The organism is Streptomyces sp. NPDC033966 (genome assembly GCF_055575955.1).
This window is the reverse complement of record NZ_JBVIRQ010000001.1, coordinates 858,349-872,896: the sequence shown is the minus strand read 5'-3', so window position 1 is coordinate 872,896 and position 14,548 is coordinate 858,349. Positions and strand designations below refer to the sequence as shown.

Genomic DNA, 14,548 nt, shown 5'->3' with positions numbered 1-14,548 from the left:
CGTGGGGGTCGTCGCAGAACGGACGCCACGGCCCGCCCCCCGCACAGCGCGGATCGGCCCCGCCGGCGTCCTCGTCCGAGGAGAGCACCCCCATGTCCGTCACCCAGGTAGCCGCCTACGCCGCCCCCGCCCCCAAGGCCCCGCTGGAGCGCACCACGATCCCGCGCCGCCCGGTCGGCGAGCACGACGTACTCATCGAGATCAAGTACGCCGGCATCTGCCACTCCGACATCCACCAGGCCCGCGACGGCTGGGGCGAGGGCGTCTTCCCGATGGTCCCGGGCCACGAGATCGCCGGCGTCGTCACCGAAGTCGGCGGCGGCGTCTCGAAGTTCGCCGTCGGCGACCAGATCGGCGTCGGCTGCATGGTCGACTCCTGCCGGGAGTGCGAGTACTGCCTGGCCGGGCAGGAGCAGCACTGCGCCAAGGGCGCGACCGGAACGTACAACGCCCTCGACAGGAACGGCGAGCCCACGTACGGCGGTTACTCCACGCACCTCGTCGTCGACGAGAAGTACGCCGTCCGCATACCCGAGGGCCTCGCCCTCGACGCCGCCGCGCCGCTGCTGTGCGCCGGCATCACCCTGTACTCCCCGCTCAGGCACTGGCAGGCGGGCCCCGGCAAGAAGGTCGCGATCGTCGGCCTCGGCGGGCTCGGCCACATGGGCGTGAAGATCGCCGCCGCGCTCGGCGCCGAGGTGACCGTCCTGTCCCAGTCGCTGCGCAAGAAGGAGGACGGCCTGAGGCTGGGCGCCTCCCACTACTACGCGACGAGCGACGAGGCCACCTTCGAGGAGCTGAAGGGCCGCTTCGACCTGATCCTGTCCACGGTCTCCGCGCCGCTCGGCCTGGACCGGTACCTGTCCCTGCTGCGCGTCGGCGGCGCACTCGTGAACGTGGGCGCCCCCGAGGAGCCGGTGGAGCTGAACCTGTTCTCCGTCATCGGCGGCAACAAGACCCTCGCCGGGTCGATGATCGGCGGGATCGCCGAGACCCAGGAGATGCTGGACTTCTGCGCGGAGCACGGCCTGGGCTCGGAGGTCGAGGTGATCCGCGGGGAGCAGATCAACGAGGCGTACGAGCGCGTCCTGAACAGCGACGTCCGCTACCGCTTCGTCATCGACGCCTCGACCATCTGATCCGCCCCCGCCCCCACCCGCCCCAGCGCCTCCCGCAGCCGGTCCCGGGCCGCCGTCTGCGCGGCGACCCGGGCCTCCAGGACGGCGAGCCGCTCCCGGGCCACCGCCAGCCCCTTGGGCGACGGCGGCCCGGCGGCCACGTCCCCGTCCAGGCACGGCAGGAACACCCGTACGTCGTCCAGGGTGAGTCCCGCCTCCAGCAGCACCCGGATGTTGCGGACCCGCACGACGGCCCGCTCCTCGTAGACCCGGTAGCCGTTCGGCGCCCGCTCGGAGGAGACCAGCCCCGCCTGCTCGTAGTGGCGTACGGCGCGGGCGGTGGTCCCCGTCGCCTCCGCCAGTTCCCCGATCAGCATGCGGCCATGCTCTCAGGCCACCGACGCGCCCCCGTCCACCGGGACCACGGCCCCGGTCAGGAACGAAGCGGCCGGGTCCGCCAGCCGGCACACCGCCCAGGCGATCTCCTCCGGCCGCCCGACCCGCCCCAGCGGGGTCCGCGCCACCTGCCACGCCCGTACCCCGGCGGCCCGCTCGGGGCTGAGCCCCTGGTGGTCGCCGATCGGCGTGTCCACCGCGCCGGGCGCGACTCCCACGACCCGGACACCGCGCGGGGCCAGCTCCACGGCCCAGCTGCGGGTGAGGGTGTCCAGGGCGGCCTTGGTGGCCGCGTACACGGAGGCGCCGGGCCAGCCCCGCTGCCCGACGGCGGTGCTGACGTTGACGACGACCCCCGCCCCGGCGGCCTCCAGCGCGGGCAGCGCGGCCTGCGTGAGCAGAACCGGCGCGACCAGGTTGGTGGCCACCTGGGCGGCGATGTCGGCGCCGCTCACTGTGCCGAGGCCGCCGGTGCGCACGATCCCGGCGTTGTTCACGAGCACGTCGAGCCGCCCGTGCTCCTCCAGCACCCGCTCCACGATCCGCTCCGGCCCACGGGGCGCGCTCACGTCCCCGGCGAGCGGATGGATCCCGGGGAACCCGTCGGCCGTCTCCCCGAGCACCCCGCCCCGCCGCCCGACGACCACCACCCGCGCCCCGGCCCCGGCGAAGGCCCGGGCGGTGGCCCGCCCGATCCCGGTCCCGCCGCCGGTGACGAGGACGACCCGCTGCTTGCTCGCGCTGTTCTCCATGCCCCCAGCTAACAACCCTGCCGCCGGTGACAAGGTCAAGCCGCCACCGGAACCGGGCGGGCCCGCTACTCCGCCGCGGCCACGCCGATCGGGCAGGAGACGCCCGTGCCGCCGATGCCGCAGTAGCCGTTGATGTTGCGGTCGAGGTACTGCTGGTGGTACGGCTCCGCCGGCCAGAAGGGGCGGTCCGCGGCCGGGAGGACGGCGGTGGTGATCTCGCCGTAGCCCGAGGACGTGAGGACCTTCTGGTACGCCGCGCGGGAGGCTTCGGCGGCCGCCTGGTGGGCGGGGGAGTGGGTGTAGACGGCCGAGCGGTACTGGGTGCCGACGTCGTTGCCCTGGCGGAAGCCCTGGGTGGGGTCGTGGGACTCCCAGAAGAGCTTGAGGAGGGTCGTGTAGGCCACCTGTGCCGGGTCGAAGACCACGCGGACGACCTCGGTGTGGCCGGTCTGGCCGGAGCACACCTCCTCGTACAGCGGGTTTTCGGTGTAGCCGCCCTGGTAGCCGGCCAGGGTGGTCCACACCCCGGGGGTCTGCCAGAACTTGCGCTCGGCGCCCCAGAAGCAGCCCAGGCCGAAATCGGCGACCTCCAGGCCCTCCGGGTAGGGGCCGGACAGCGGGTTGCCGAGGACGGTGTGGCGCTCGGGCAGCGAGAACGGCGCCTCGGCTCGGCCCTTCAGGGCCTCCTCGCGGGTGGGGAGCTCGGGCGTGCGGCGGTACGAGAACATGGATTCCCTCCTTGTGGGAGGGACAACGGCCGGGGGCGGGCGGGGATTCCCTCCCCGCCCGCCTCCGCCGGCGCCTACTCGTCCGGCGTGGTCACGTTCACCGCCCAGTTCCGGGCGTACAGGTAGCGCCGCTTCGGCTCCCCGGCGTACGTCCACGGCACGGCGCCGATGTGCCCGTCCACGTGGCGGAACTGCTCGACCGCCTCCGCGTCCCGGTCCTGCCAGAACAGCAGGTAGGCCAGCATGTGCCGCATCCGCGGGGTGCCGGGGTGCTCGTTGCCGGCGGCGGCCAGGTCCGCGAGTGCCGCGTCGGCCGCGGCGACGATCTCCGGCTCCTTGTAGTACGTCTCCGGCAGGAGGTCGTCCTCGTACGTCTCCTGCTCGAAGTACGCCATCAGGGGGAGCAGCGTCAGCAGGTCGCCCGGCTCGCCGGCGGCCGCCGACTCGCGGGCGAAGGCCATGGCCAGCTCGTGCGAGCCCTGCCACTTCGCGCACCAGTACTGCAGGCCCGCGACGTGCGACCACAGCACCCGCGGGGCGCGTTCGGTGATCCGCGCCCACAGCTCCCGGTAGCGCTCGTGCGAGTAGCCCAGGCCCATGCCGATGGCCTGTTCGACGACGTACGGGCTGGGGTCGGCGGGGTCGGCCAGCTTCTGCGCCTCGTGCGCGTCGGCCTGGGCCTTGGTCAGCAGCTGGTGGAAGATCCGGAACTGCTCCTGGGTGGTGCGGCGGCCGGACTGGCTGCCGCGTACGTTCCAGGCGACCATCACGCTGGTGTCGGCGTTGACGAGGGCCGCGGTGGCGTCCCCGGGCCGGGCCGCGCGCCAGGCCAGCAGCCACGCGTCGTCCTCGGCTGCCGCCTCGGCCAGCGGGCGCACCCGCTCCAGCCGCTCCTGCCAGTCCTGCCCGGCGGCCTCGACGTACGCGGCGGCCGCCTCCCAGTCGCCCGAACGGACGGCCTCCAGGACGGCGAGCCGTCCGGCCGGGACCGGCGCCGGGTTCTCGGTGTCGAGGTCGGCCTCCGCGACGAAGCCCAGCGCGACGACCTCCGCCGCCTTGCGGGCCTCCGCGTCGGCCTCGACGGCCTCGGTCCGCGCGTTCAGGGTGCCGATCTCGGCTTCCAGGCGCTTGGCCTTGCGGATGAGGTACACCCCGCGCAGGACCCAGCAGGCGACGGCCAGCAGCAGGACGCCGATGACGATGAGTACGACGGTCACGGGGCGAGCACCAGCTTCCGCAGGAGGTCGGTGTCGGGCAGGTCGGCGACGGCCGCGTCCAGGGCGGGGCCGAGCTCGTCCTCGAAACCGGGAACGGGGTAGGACAGGGTGGCCGAGTCCGACCAGGACAACTCCCAGCGGGCGGCGCCGCGGGCCAGCAGCTCGACGGTGACCAGCTGGCCGAGGGCCCGCCGGAGGACCGGACGGGCGAACTCGCGGGCGGTGCGGCCGGTCGCGGCCTGCGCCTCGTCGGACTTCGGGAAGCGGTCGGCTATCCGCCAGCGCACCGCCTGGTCGGCGTCGATCGCGTCCAGCACGTCGCCCAGGCCGGGGCCCGCGCCCTCGGCGGTGAGGGCCTCGCGGACCTCCTCCGCGCCCCGGCCGACGTAGGTGGTCATCGACCGGTGGACGAGCTCGTCCCAGTCCACACGGGTGAGCGCGAGCGCCTCGGGGGTGAGGACGACCTGCTCCAGCGCGGCCAGCGCCGCCTGCGGGGACGCGAGCAGCTCCAGGGCCGGGCGGGCCGCCTGGCCGGCGCGGCCGTCGTCGGGCAGGGCCTCGATGCGGGCCACGCGCTCGGCGAGCGCGGGGTGGGAGTCGTACGGGGAGGCGGGCTCGGTGGACAGGTCGTGGCGCAGCTTCTCCAGCTCGCCGGAGCGGGCGTCGAGCAGCTGCCGGAGTCCGCCGAAGACCTGGCCGGGGCGCGGCAGCAGGCCGGCGCCGACGCCGAGGGTGGCGTACGAGCTCATGTAGAAGCCGTGCGCCGAGTCGAGGGCGTTGAGCTCGCGCAGTGCGGAGGCGGCCGAGTCGCGGCCGGCGACGCGGACGGAGGCGAGGTCGGCGGCGAGCTCCTGCCGGCGCGAGGAGGAGAGGGTGGCGCGCATGTAGAAGTGGGCGTACCCGGTGTAGATCTTCGCCATGGCGCGGTACGAGAAGCCGGCGCCGTCGGTGTCGATCTCCTTGGCCTTCTTGCCCTTGGCGATCCGCTTCTCGGCGCGCTTCTCCTGCTTGGCGCGCTCCTTGGCCTCGGTGTTGTCGGCGCGGTCGTGGAAGTGGTTGATGGTGCGCACGAGCTGGGCCCGGCCGCGGGCGATCAGCGGGGTGAGGCGGGTGTCGAGGTTGGCGTAGTGGCCCATCTCGTGGGCGAGGACGGCGCGCAGCTGCATCTCGTCCAGGCCCGTCATCAGGGGCAGGCCCAGGTAGAGGCGGCGGGTGCCGGGCAGCAGGCCGAGCAGCCGGGAGTCCTCGGAGACGGCGGCGTTGACCTCGTCGATCAGCAGGATCTCGTCGGGTGCGCGGGTGCCGACCTCGGCGGCGGTCTCGCGTACGGCCTGCCACAGGGCGGGCTCCTGCGCCTCGGTGGCGGGGACGCCGGGCATGGGGTCGGCCTTGGGGGTGCGGAGCATGAACATGCCGCGCACGATCGGGACGGCGAGTACCACCGTACCGATGACGATCTTTCCGCCGACGGTGCCGGGGAGCCAGGCGATGGCGGCCCAGTCGGCGAGCCCGAGGAGGGCGAGCAGGACGACGCTCAGCAGGTAGAAGCCTGCGAGCAGGACGAGGGCGCGCAGAGCGCGCAGCGAAGCGCCCATATGGTTGGGGTCCCCCCACGGGATGGTGCGGTTTTTGACGCGCACATGGTGCAATGTTTACGCGCACCTTATGTCCCGGCGCCGACAGGCCGGGAGCGGGGGGTGCCGATGGCCCGCGGCAGGGGGCGGACACACCCGCCCGCCCCCTCGTCTGCGCAGGTCAGTGCGGCAGCGTCGCCGGGGAGCCGCCGTTGGCCTCGTAGCCGGCCACCGCCATCGCCCGGGCCACCGCGTACGCGGCCGCCGGCTCGTCGGAGGCCGACCAGGGCAGGGCGCCCACATAACCGTCGACGTGCCGTACCTGCTCCATGGCCTCCGCCCAGCGGCCCGCACCCACCAGGAACCACAGCAGCAGGTGCCGTACGTGCGCCAGCATCGGATCGTCCGCCCGCGCCTGGTGCACCGCGTACAGGGCGCCCTCCAGTGCCCGCGAGACGACCGCGGTCTTCCCGAAGTCGCTCACCAGGACGGTGTCGGGCATGTTCTCGTACACCGAGAACAGCGGCAGCGCCGCCAGCAGCGAACCCTGCGGGGCGCGGGCCGCGGCCGTCTGCGCGAAGGCGTCCGCCTTCTCCCGGGAGCCGTGCCACTTCTCGCACCAGTAGTGCAGGGCGGCCAGGTGGGCGCCCATGTGCGCCGGCGCCACGTCGATCACCCGGGCCCACAGCGCGTCGAACTCCGCCTCCGAGTACCCCAGCCCCCGCGCGATCGCGAGCTCCGTGATGACGGGGACCGGGTCGCCGGGCGCCAGCAGCGACGCCTTGCGGCAGGCTTCGCGGGCCTCCTCCAGGATGATCCGGTGGTCCTGCGAGCCCACCCCGCCCGAGGACCGCCACGCCTGCTGCACCAGCAGCTCCGCGTGCACCTGCGCGCCGCCCGCGTCCTTCTCCGCCTCCAGCCGCCAGGCCTTCAGCCACTGCGCGCCCTGCCCGGGCCGCTGCGCCAGGTCCAGGGCCGCCGCGCCGCCGAAGGCCTGCACGCGCTGCCAGCGCCGCTCGCCGTCCTTCGGGGTGCCGGCGAGCAGCGCGGACGCGGCCCGCCAGTGGCCGGTGCGCTGGACGTTCTCCAGTGCGTCCATCAGGTCGTGGTCGGGCCCGGGCACCCGGATGTCCAGCTCTTCCTCGCGCGCGAACCCGTAGTCGGCGGGGTCGGCGGCGTCGGGGCTGCCCGGCGCGACCAGGGTCAGACCGCCCCGCCCGGCCCGTCGGAACGAGAAGAACAAGGCGACGGCCAGGGCCAGCCCCATCAGGACCCAGATAATCTGCATACCGCCAAGCGAACCAGACCCGGCCGCCGAATGGCGAACGGCCCGCTCCGCCCTCCGGGCCCGGGCGCAGGTCAGCGCGAGGTCAGGCCAGGAGAGGACCGCGGGGCTGACGGGGCATAGCATCTGCCTCATGAGCGACGACAGCCACGAGCACCAGAGCTTCGAGACCCGCGCGATCCACGCGGGCAACACGGCGGACCCGCAGACCGGCGCGGTCGTACCGCCCATCTACCAGGTGTCCACCTACAAGCAGGACGGCGTGGGCGGACTGCGCGGCGGCTACGAGTACAGCCGCAGCGCCAACCCGACCCGTACCGCGCTGGAGGAGAACCTCGCGGCGCTGGAGGGCGGCCGGCGCGGCCTCGCCTTCGCGTCCGGGCTCGCCGCCGAGGACTGCCTGCTGCGTACGCTGCTCTCCCCGGGCGACCACGTGGTCATCCCCAACGACGCCTACGGCGGCACGTTCCGCCTCTTCGCGAAGGTCGTCTCGCGCTGGGGCGTGGAGTGGTCGGTGGCCGACACCTCCGACGCGGACTCGGTGCGGGCCGCCCTCACCCCGAAGACCAAGGTCATCTGGGTCGAGACCCCCTCGAACCCGCTGCTGGGCATCACCGACATCGCGATGGTCGCCCAGATCGCGCGCGACGCCGGCGCGAAGCTGGTCGTCGACAACACCTTCGCCTCCCCCTACCTCCAGCAGCCGCTGGCGCTCGGCGCCGACGTGGTCGTGCACTCGCTGACGAAGTACATGGGCGGCCACTCCGACGTCGTCGGCGGCGCGCTGGTCACGGCCGACGAGGCCCTCGGCGAGGAACTGGCCTACCACCAGAACGCGATGGGCGCGGTCGCCGGACCCTTCGACTCCTGGGTCGTGCTGCGCGGCATCAAGACGCTGGCCGTGCGCATGGACCGGCACGCCGAGAACGCGGCGAAGGTCGTGGAGGCGCTCAAGCGCCACCCGAAGGTCACCAAGGTCCTCTACCCGGGCCTGCCCGAGCACCCGGGCCACGAGATCGCCGCCAAGCAGATGCGCAACTTCGGCGGCATGGTCTCCTTCCAGGTCGCCGGCGGCGAGGAGGAGGCCGTCGCGGTCTGCGGCCGCACCAGGATCTTCACCCTGGCCGAGTCCCTCGGCGGCGTCGAGTCCCTCATCGAGCACCCGGGCCGGATGACCCACGCCTCGGTGGCCGGCTCGGCCCTGGAGGTCCCCGCTGACCTGATCCGCGTCTCCGTCGGCATCGAGAACGCCGACGACCTCGTCGCGGACCTCGTCCAGGCCCTCGGCTAGGTCCCCGTCCAGGTCCCCGTCCAGGTACTCGTCCAGGCCCTCGGCTAGGTCCGCGTCCAGGTCCTCGTCCAGGTACTCGGCGAAGACGTACCCCGCCGCCCCCGGAGCGCTACCAGCCCTCCAGGGGCGGCGACACGTCACTCGGCGGGACCACCCAGGGGCGGGTCAGCGCCGCCCACACCGTGAAGGCCACCGCCGCCGCCCACAGCAGCGCCCAGCCGAACCGCCGCAGGGCGCGCCGGCGGCGCAGCAGCCGTCTGCCGTGCGTCCGGGCCGCCGCCGCGAGCCCGGCCGGGACCGCCGGGTGCGGACCGTCGAGCAGCTGCCTGACCTGTGTCTCCTTGCGGTCGAGGGGGCTCATGCCGCCTCCGTGGCGGCCTGCGCGGCTCCGGAGCGCAAGGCGGCCACCGCCCGGTTGCAGACGGCCTCGACCCGCTCCGGAGGCAGCCCCAGCTGCGCGGCCGTGACCTCTTCCGCGACGCCCTCGTAGATCCGCATCACCAGCACCAGCCGTTCCAGCGGCCCCAGCGGCGCGAGGACCCCGCCGCCCGCGGGGAGCCGGCGGGCGGTGCGGGCGTACGCGGCGCACAGCTCGGCGCGGGTGTGGTCGTACGGGTCGTCGTCGCGCAGCCGCGCCCAGTGGGCGTACGTACGGGCCAGGGCGCCCGCGAGGATCCGCCGGGCGGCGTGCGCCGCGTCCGGGGGCTCGGCCGTCAGCAGGGCGGCGACGTGCAGCAGCCGCCCCGCCGCGCCCGCGACGAAGGCCTCGAACTCCGCATCCCGCCCCGAACGCCGGTCCACAGCACACATGGTGGGGCCGGTGCCACCACCCCGGTCAAGGGGTCGGACACGGCCGGATCCGACGCGTCGGCGCCCGCCGGGTCAGGAGGCCGGGCCGCCCTCGGCGGCGGTGGACATCAGCTCCGACAGCGAGCCGTTGAAACGGGTCAGCAGCGCGGTGAACACCTCGCGCTCCTCCTCCGCCCAGCCCTCCGTCACCCGGGCCATCAGCTCGCGCCGCGAGGAGCGGACCTCCTCCAGGCGGGCCAGCCCGCGCGGGGACAGCGCGAGCACCACGGCCCGGCCGTCCTCGGGGTGCGAGGTCCGCTTGACGAGGCCGCTGTCGACGAGCGGGGCGACCTGGCGGGTGACGGTGGACGAGTCGATGCCCATCCCGCCCGCGAGTGCCTTCACGCCCATCGGGCCTTCGAGGTCGAGCCGGTTCAGCAGCAGGTACGCGGCCCGGTCCATCGAGTTGCGGGCCTGGCCGACGCCACCCAGGCGGGTCTGCTCGGCCCGGCGGGCGAAGACGGCCACCTGGTGCTGGAGCGCGTCGAGGAGTCCGGCTCCGGCGGGCGCTTCGGCCGCCGTGGGCAGGTCGGAACTGGCCGGGATCGAGGGCATGGCCGTGGGCTCTCTTCGCATGGGGCCGACAGGGATGGGGGACAGAGTACGCGGCCCTGTGGCGCCTCGTACGCCGCGTTTGATAACTGATACGGCCCGTGGCGGCGACCGTCGGAGGAGTGTCCCGCATGGCGAGATTTCGCCCCTTGTGTGCCCCTTATGCGCCCCATGTGTGGCTCTTGGGCGGCGCGTGGGCGACCCTCGCGCGGCGCGTGGACGACCCTCGCGCGGCGCCCCGCCCGGGCTCCGTCCGTCCCTGAGCCGGACCCCCCGCGGGCTGCGAGACTGGCCGCATGAACTACCGCGTGCCCGTGCCCGTCCCGCAGGTCATCCTCGACGACGTCCGGGGGGCCCAGAAGATGCTGTCGGGCGTGTCCCGGGTGACGCCGATGGAGGGCAGCCGGTACCTGTCGGCGCTCACGGGCTCGCCCGTCCACTTCAAGTGCGAGAACCTCCAGCGCACCGGCTCCTTCAAGCTGCGCGGAGCGTACGTGCGCATCGCCGGCCTGCGTCCCGAGCAGCGCGCCGCCGGGGTCGTCGCCGCCAGCGCGGGCAACCACGCCCAGGGCGTGGCGCTGGCCTCCTCCCTGCTCGGGGTCCGCTCCACCGTGTTCATGCCGGTCGGGGCCCCGCTGCCGAAGGTGGCCGCCACCCAGGAGTACGGCGCCGAGGTGCGCTTGCACGGCCAGGTCGTCGACGAGACCCTCGCCGCCGCCCAGGAGTACGCCGACCGCACCGGGGCGGTGTTCATCCACCCCTTCGACCACCGCGACATCATCGCCGGCCAGGGCACGGTGGGCCTGGAGGTCCTGGAGCAGTGCCCCGAGGTGCGCACGATCCTCGTCGGCATCGGCGGCGGCGGGCTCGCCGCCGGCGTCGCGGTCGCGGTCAAGGCGCTGCGCCCGGACGTGAAGGTGATCGGCGTGCAGGCGGCGGGCGCCGCCGCGTACCCGCCCTCGCTGCGGGTCGGCCACCCGGTGTCGATCGACAACCCGAACACGATGGCGGACGGCATCAAGGTCGGCCGTCCCGGCGACGTCCCCTTCGCGATCATCGGGGAGCTGCTGGACGACGTACGGACCGTGTCCGAGGACGCCCTGTCCAGCGCACTGCTGCTCTGCCTGGAGCGGGCCAAGCTGGTCGTGGAGCCGGCCGGGTGCAGCACGGTGGCGGCCCTGCTGAGCGAGCCGGAGCTGTACGGGAGCGGCCCGGTCGTGGCCGTACTGTCGGGCGGCAACGTCGATCCGCTGCTGCTCCAGCGGATCCTGCGGCACGGCATGGCGGCGGCGGGCCGCTACCTGTCGCTGCGGCTGCGGGTCGCGGACCGGCCGGGGGCGCTGGCGGGGCTGCTGGCGGTGCTGTCGACGGTGGACGCCAACGTGCTGGACGTCAGCCACGTACGGACCGACCCGAGGCTCGGGCTGACCGAGGTCGAGGTGGAGCTGCGACTGGAGACGAAGGGGCCCGAGCACTGCGCGGAGGTCGCCCGCTCCCTGCACGCGGCGGGCTACCGGGTCATGGACTGACGCGGGGGGCCGCGACGGCGCGCCCCGCGGCCGCCGCGCTCTCCGTGCTCTCCGCGGTCGACCGCGCTCTCCGCGGAAACCGTGGCGCAACGCGATAACGAGTTCCACCCCGAACGCGGGCCGAGGCGCCTGGAAGCGCGCGAGCCCCCGCCGGACCCGGTCCGGCGGGGGCTCGCGCACGGGTGTGCGTAAGGGGGTGATCAGCCGTTGAAGGGCTTGACGGCCAGGATCCTGACGGTGGCCTTCTTGCCGTTCGGCAGCTCGTACTGGGCGTCCTCGCCGACCTTCTTGCCGTTCACGCCCGAGCCCAGCGGGGACTGCGGCGAGTAGGTCTCGAAGTCGGAGGACGCGTACTCGCGGGAGGCCAGCAGGAACTCCAGGGTGTCGTCCTCGTCGCCGTCGAAGGCGATCGTGACGAGGGTGCCCGGCGCGACCTCGCCGCTGGCAGCGGGGGCCGTGCCGACCTTGGCGTTCTCCAGGAGCTGCGTGAGCTGGCGCACGCGCAGCTCCTGCTTGCCCTGCTCCTCCTTGGCCGCGTGGTAACCGCCGTTCTCGCGGAGGTCGCCCTCCTCGCGGGCAGCCGCGATCTTCATGGCGATCTCCGTGCGGGCGGGACCAGAGAGGTAGTCCAGCTCGGCCTTCAGCTGGTCGTACGCCGCCTGGGTCAGCCAGGTGACGCTCTCGCTCGTCTGGGTCACGGGTGCTCCTCGTCGGTACAGGGGACTACAAAGCCGCCAGCGGCGGGCGAAACCACGAGCCTAACAATTCGGGAAGAAAAGGGGGAGGACACCATGTGTATGAAGTGTGTCATCGGGGCCGGCCGGTGCGCGCGGTCTCCCAGACGGTGCTGGTCCCGAAGTACGTGTCGTACAGGTCCTGGACCTCCAGCAGGCTCTCCGGCGGCACCTTCCCGTACCTGATGCGCTCCAGGTGGCGGAAGTACTCGAACCGCTCCACCCCCGGGGTGATGACCACCAGCATCTCGGCGCTCTCCCCGGGCGCGGCGGCGAAGGCGTGCTGCTGTCCCGGCGGCACGATGACCAGGTCTCCGGCCTCGGCGGTGACCACCTTGTCGCCGGCCAGCAGCTGGGCCGTCCCGTCGATCATGTAGAACATCTCGGCCGACCGGCCGTGGTGGTGCGGGCGGGCGCCGTCGGAGCCCGCGTGCAGGCTCACGCGCATGGTGGAGAGGTACCCGCCGCCCGTGGAGCTGTCGGCCAGCAGCCGCAGGGAGGAGTCCGGGCCGTAGTGGATCTCCTCCGCGTCGGCGGCGCGGACCACCGTGGCGTCGTCGAAATCCGTGATGAACAGTGACATGTCGGCTCCTGGGGCTGCTGTGGCGCGGATGACGTGACACCCCAGTCGATACCCCGTCCGGGGCGCGCCGTGCACGCCCCGGACGGCCGTCTGTCAGCTGTCAGCTCTCCGGGCGCTCGAAGTCGGTCAGGACGCAGCCGTCGGCCTGGGCCTTCTGGATCCGGGAGCCGGCCGGCGCGGTGAAGCCGGGCTCGCAGTCCAGGCGCAGGAAGCCCAGCTTGTAGAGCCCCTGGCGGACGGTCTTGTTGTTGGTCTCCACGGCGACGTTCGTGCCGACCAGCAGCTTGCTCTGGGTGAGCTTCCGCTGCTGCCCCACCTCGGCGAGCTGCGCCGCCTTGGACCTGGTCTGGAGGGTCTTCATGTCGGAGACGGTGTCCAGCCAGTTCAGGTTGTGCGCGCGCTGCGCCCCGCCGAGCTTCCCGCAGATCGCCCGCTGCTTGACGCCCCAGGCGCTGCGGCCGTCGCGGTCGACGACCGGCAGGTAGTCGATCGACTGGACGTGCTCGTCGGTGACCAGCATCTCCGTGCAGTCGACCGTCTTCGGGCTGACGAGCCTGCGGAGCTCCTCGATGCTGCCCGCGCTCGCCAGGGCCGCGTCCTTGACGGGGCTGCCCTTGCCGTCCCGGCTGTTGACGAAGTCGGTCAGGACGCAGCCGTCGACCAGGGCCTTCTCCTTCTTGTAGCCCTCCGGCACGGAGAAGTCCGGGTTGCAGACCAGGACGCGCAGGTCCGACTTGACGAGGGCGAGGTCGGTCCCGATCTTCGTCGCCGTGACCGAGAAGTTCTTGCCGACGATGATCCGGTCGTAGAGGCCGGCGTCCCAGTAGCCCTCGGCGAGCCGCTGCGTGATGCGGTCCTTGTAGGCCTGCTGGTGGGCCTTCATGTCCGAGACCATGTCGAAGACGATCTCGCCCTGTTCCTTCTTGTCCGAGCAGACGCCGCGTTCGGTGATGGCCCAGGTGCCGACGGGGATGTACGCGGCGAGGTTCACCCGGCTGTCGTTCGGGTCCGTGCTCAGGTTCTCGCAGGAGGCGTACTTCTGTACGTACGCCTGCGCCTCGGCGAGCGTGGCCGGCGCGGCGCCGGCGGCGGGGGAGGCCTGGGCGGAGGCCGTTGCGGCCGCGGCAGGGCTCGCGGCAGGGCTCGCGGCGGCGGAGCCCGCCTTCTTGGGGTCCTCGCAGGCGGTCGCGAGGGTGGTGAGCGCGGCGAGGCTGGCGGTCGCGGCGAATATCCGCTGGAGGCGCATGGGTGTCTTCCGTCGGCTGGACACGGCACGGGGGATGGCGTGTTCATGCTAGGCGGCGGTCATGGCCATGATCAAAGAAGCGGGGCCGGTGCCCGACGGGTCCGGCGGGGTCCGGCGGGATCCGGCGGGGTCCGGCGGGGATCCGGCGGGGTCCGGCGGGGATCCGGGGCGGGGATTCAGCCCGTCGTGCCGGACGGCTGGCAGCCGACCAGTTCCACCATCGTGGCGCGGCCCGTGGTCTTCAGGGTGACCATCTCGTCCACCCGCTTCGCGTCCTGCCCGAACGTGAAGTCCGCGCGGCCCACCTCGCCGTGCTGCTCGTCCTGGGAGCTGAGGGTGCACACGCCGGTGACCGAGGCCTCCTTGCGGACCTCCAGGTGCACCTTGACCTCGCTGTCGGAGACGATCTGGAACTTGATCACTTCGGCGCTGACGCTCTGCCCGCCGACGTAGTCCCAGCCGATCCAGCCGACCACCGCCAGCAGCCCGACCCCGAGGACCGATCCGACGATCTTCAGCTTCCGGTCCGCGCGCTCGTCCGCCGACCGGCCGTACCGGCCCTCGGGGAGTCCTTCGCGTACCGCGCTCATGATCGAATCCTCTCGTCGGGGAGGGGTGGGACACCCAGGAATTTTCCAACCCCCGATTCGGTCAATATAGAGGTTGACCGTCGCGCCGAATCACAGAGGATCCT

The 14,548-nt window shown here is 73.2% G+C and carries 16 protein-coding genes; 3 read left to right on the top strand and 13 right to left on the bottom strand.

The features are described 5' to 3' along the window. Nucleotides 1-92: 92 nt before the first annotated feature. Nucleotides 93-1,139, top strand: a complete 1,047-nt coding sequence (locus tag ACZ518_RS04065; protein WP_469111454.1) for an NAD(P)-dependent alcohol dehydrogenase — start codon at nucleotides 93-95, stop codon at nucleotides 1,137-1,139. On the opposite strand, the gene ACZ518_RS04060 is transcribed toward ACZ518_RS04065, so the two are convergent. From ACZ518_RS04060 to ACZ518_RS04035, 6 genes are all read right to left on the bottom strand, one after another. Beyond that, nucleotides 1,106-1,495 (bottom strand): MerR family transcriptional regulator, encoded by a 390-nt coding sequence (locus ACZ518_RS04060; RefSeq protein WP_469111453.1) that lies wholly within the window; start codon nucleotides 1,493-1,495, stop codon nucleotides 1,106-1,108. The two genes, ACZ518_RS04065 and ACZ518_RS04060, sit on opposite strands and share 34 nt — an antisense overlap. A gap of 12 nt (nucleotides 1,496-1,507) precedes the next feature. Further along, complete coding sequence (locus tag ACZ518_RS04055) at nucleotides 1,508-2,266, bottom strand: SDR family NAD(P)-dependent oxidoreductase (protein WP_469111452.1); 759 nt, start codon at nucleotides 2,264-2,266, stop codon at nucleotides 1,508-1,510. 65 nt (nucleotides 2,267-2,331) lie between these two features. After that, nucleotides 2,332-2,994, bottom strand: coding sequence for a peptide-methionine (S)-S-oxide reductase MsrA (gene msrA / locus ACZ518_RS04050; RefSeq protein ID WP_469111451.1), 663 nt, complete (start codon nucleotides 2,992-2,994; stop codon nucleotides 2,332-2,334). A 74-nt stretch (nucleotides 2,995-3,068) separates the two neighbouring features. Beyond that, nucleotides 3,069-4,211 carry a hypothetical protein gene (locus ACZ518_RS04045; protein WP_469111450.1) on the bottom strand — a complete coding sequence of 381 codons (1,143 nt, stop codon included), beginning with the start codon at nucleotides 4,209-4,211 and terminating at the stop codon, nucleotides 3,069-3,071. Next, nucleotides 4,208-5,806 (bottom strand): M48 family metalloprotease, encoded by a 1,599-nt coding sequence (locus tag ACZ518_RS04040; RefSeq protein ID WP_469111449.1) that lies wholly within the window; start codon nucleotides 5,804-5,806, stop codon nucleotides 4,208-4,210. The genes ACZ518_RS04045 and ACZ518_RS04040 overlap by 4 nt, the downstream gene beginning before the upstream one ends. A gap of 160 nt (nucleotides 5,807-5,966) precedes the next feature. Next, nucleotides 5,967-7,073, bottom strand: a complete 1,107-nt coding sequence (locus tag ACZ518_RS04035) for a hypothetical protein (RefSeq protein WP_469111448.1) — start codon at nucleotides 7,071-7,073, stop codon at nucleotides 5,967-5,969. A 130-nt stretch (nucleotides 7,074-7,203) separates the two neighbouring features. Here ACZ518_RS04035 and ACZ518_RS04030 point away from each other — a divergent pair, with 130 nt between their 5' ends. Further along, nucleotides 7,204-8,361, top strand: a complete 1,158-nt coding sequence (locus ACZ518_RS04030; RefSeq protein WP_469111447.1) for a cystathionine gamma-synthase — start codon at nucleotides 7,204-7,206, stop codon at nucleotides 8,359-8,361. Between the two features lie 109 nt (nucleotides 8,362-8,470). Here the strand turns inward: ACZ518_RS04030 and ACZ518_RS04025 are convergent, their stop codons facing one another. The 3 genes from ACZ518_RS04025 to ACZ518_RS04015 form a co-directional block, all read right to left on the bottom strand. Next, the gene (locus ACZ518_RS04025) at nucleotides 8,471-8,722 is read right to left on the bottom strand and encodes a hypothetical protein (protein ID WP_469111446.1); all 252 of its coding nucleotides are present in this window, start codon (nucleotides 8,720-8,722) and stop codon (nucleotides 8,471-8,473) included. Further along, nucleotides 8,719-9,171: an RNA polymerase gene (locus ACZ518_RS04020; protein ID WP_469111445.1), complete on the bottom strand. Its 453-nt coding sequence runs from the start codon at nucleotides 9,169-9,171 to the stop codon at nucleotides 8,719-8,721. The genes ACZ518_RS04025 and ACZ518_RS04020 overlap by 4 nt, the downstream gene beginning before the upstream one ends. A 72-nt stretch (nucleotides 9,172-9,243) precedes the next feature. Next, nucleotides 9,244-9,765: a MarR family winged helix-turn-helix transcriptional regulator gene (locus ACZ518_RS04015; RefSeq protein WP_469111444.1), complete on the bottom strand. Its 522-nt coding sequence runs from the start codon at nucleotides 9,763-9,765 to the stop codon at nucleotides 9,244-9,246. A gap of 293 nt (nucleotides 9,766-10,058) precedes the next feature. Here ACZ518_RS04015 and ilvA point away from each other — a divergent pair, with 293 nt between their 5' ends. Next, on the top strand, nucleotides 10,059-11,291 hold the full coding sequence (ilvA, locus tag ACZ518_RS04010) for a threonine ammonia-lyase (protein WP_469111443.1): 1,233 nt from the start codon (nucleotides 10,059-10,061) through the stop codon (nucleotides 11,289-11,291). Between the two features lie 200 nt (nucleotides 11,292-11,491). On the opposite strand, the gene greA is transcribed toward ilvA, so the two are convergent. From greA to ACZ518_RS03990, 4 genes are all read right to left on the bottom strand, one after another. Further along, nucleotides 11,492-11,989: a transcription elongation factor GreA gene (gene greA / locus ACZ518_RS04005; protein WP_469111442.1), complete on the bottom strand. Its 498-nt coding sequence runs from the start codon at nucleotides 11,987-11,989 to the stop codon at nucleotides 11,492-11,494. Between the two features lie 109 nt (nucleotides 11,990-12,098). Next, nucleotides 12,099-12,608, bottom strand: coding sequence for a cupin domain-containing protein (locus tag ACZ518_RS04000; RefSeq protein ID WP_469111441.1), 510 nt, complete (start codon nucleotides 12,606-12,608; stop codon nucleotides 12,099-12,101). Between the two features lie 100 nt (nucleotides 12,609-12,708). Next, on the bottom strand, nucleotides 12,709-13,854 hold the full coding sequence (locus tag ACZ518_RS03995; protein WP_469111440.1) for a hypothetical protein: 1,146 nt from the start codon (nucleotides 13,852-13,854) through the stop codon (nucleotides 12,709-12,711). Nucleotides 13,855-14,030: 176 nt separating this feature from the next. Beyond that, nucleotides 14,031-14,444 carry a DUF4307 domain-containing protein gene (locus tag ACZ518_RS03990; protein WP_469111439.1) on the bottom strand — a complete coding sequence of 138 codons (414 nt, stop codon included), beginning with the start codon at nucleotides 14,442-14,444 and terminating at the stop codon, nucleotides 14,031-14,033. Nucleotides 14,445-14,548 lie beyond the last annotated feature (104 nt).

Excerpts from the sequence above, each read along its gene's own strand:
- ACZ518_RS04065 (WP_469111454.1), top strand. The coding sequence starts at position 93 with ATGTCCGTCACCCAGGTAGCCGCCTACGCCGCCCCCGCCCCCAAGGCC.
- ACZ518_RS04060 (WP_469111453.1), bottom strand. The coding sequence starts at position 1,495 with ATGCTGATCGGGGAACTGGCGGAGGCGACGGGGACCACCGCCCGCGCC.
- ACZ518_RS04055 (WP_469111452.1), bottom strand. The coding sequence starts at position 2,266 with ATGGAGAACAGCGCGAGCAAGCAGCGGGTCGTCCTCGTCACCGGCGGC.
- msrA (WP_469111451.1), bottom strand. The coding sequence starts at position 2,994 with ATGTTCTCGTACCGCCGCACGCCCGAGCTCCCCACCCGCGAGGAGGCC.
- ACZ518_RS04040 (WP_469111449.1), bottom strand. The coding sequence starts at position 5,806 with ATGGGCGCTTCGCTGCGCGCTCTGCGCGCCCTCGTCCTGCTCGCAGGC.
- ACZ518_RS04035 (WP_469111448.1), bottom strand. The coding sequence starts at position 7,073 with ATGCAGATTATCTGGGTCCTGATGGGGCTGGCCCTGGCCGTCGCCTTG.
- ACZ518_RS04030 (WP_469111447.1), top strand. The coding sequence starts at position 7,204 with ATGAGCGACGACAGCCACGAGCACCAGAGCTTCGAGACCCGCGCGATC.
- ACZ518_RS04025 (WP_469111446.1), bottom strand. The coding sequence starts at position 8,722 with ATGAGCCCCCTCGACCGCAAGGAGACACAGGTCAGGCAGCTGCTCGAC.
- ACZ518_RS04020 (WP_469111445.1), bottom strand. The coding sequence starts at position 9,171 with ATGTGTGCTGTGGACCGGCGTTCGGGGCGGGATGCGGAGTTCGAGGCC.
- ACZ518_RS04015 (WP_469111444.1), bottom strand. The coding sequence starts at position 9,765 with ATGCCCTCGATCCCGGCCAGTTCCGACCTGCCCACGGCGGCCGAAGCG.
- ilvA (WP_469111443.1), top strand. The coding sequence starts at position 10,059 with ATGAACTACCGCGTGCCCGTGCCCGTCCCGCAGGTCATCCTCGACGAC.
- ACZ518_RS04000 (WP_469111441.1), bottom strand. The coding sequence starts at position 12,608 with ATGTCACTGTTCATCACGGATTTCGACGACGCCACGGTGGTCCGCGCC.
- ACZ518_RS03995 (WP_469111440.1), bottom strand. The coding sequence starts at position 13,854 with ATGCGCCTCCAGCGGATATTCGCCGCGACCGCCAGCCTCGCCGCGCTC.
- ACZ518_RS03990 (WP_469111439.1), bottom strand. The coding sequence starts at position 14,444 with ATGAGCGCGGTACGCGAAGGACTCCCCGAGGGCCGGTACGGCCGGTCG.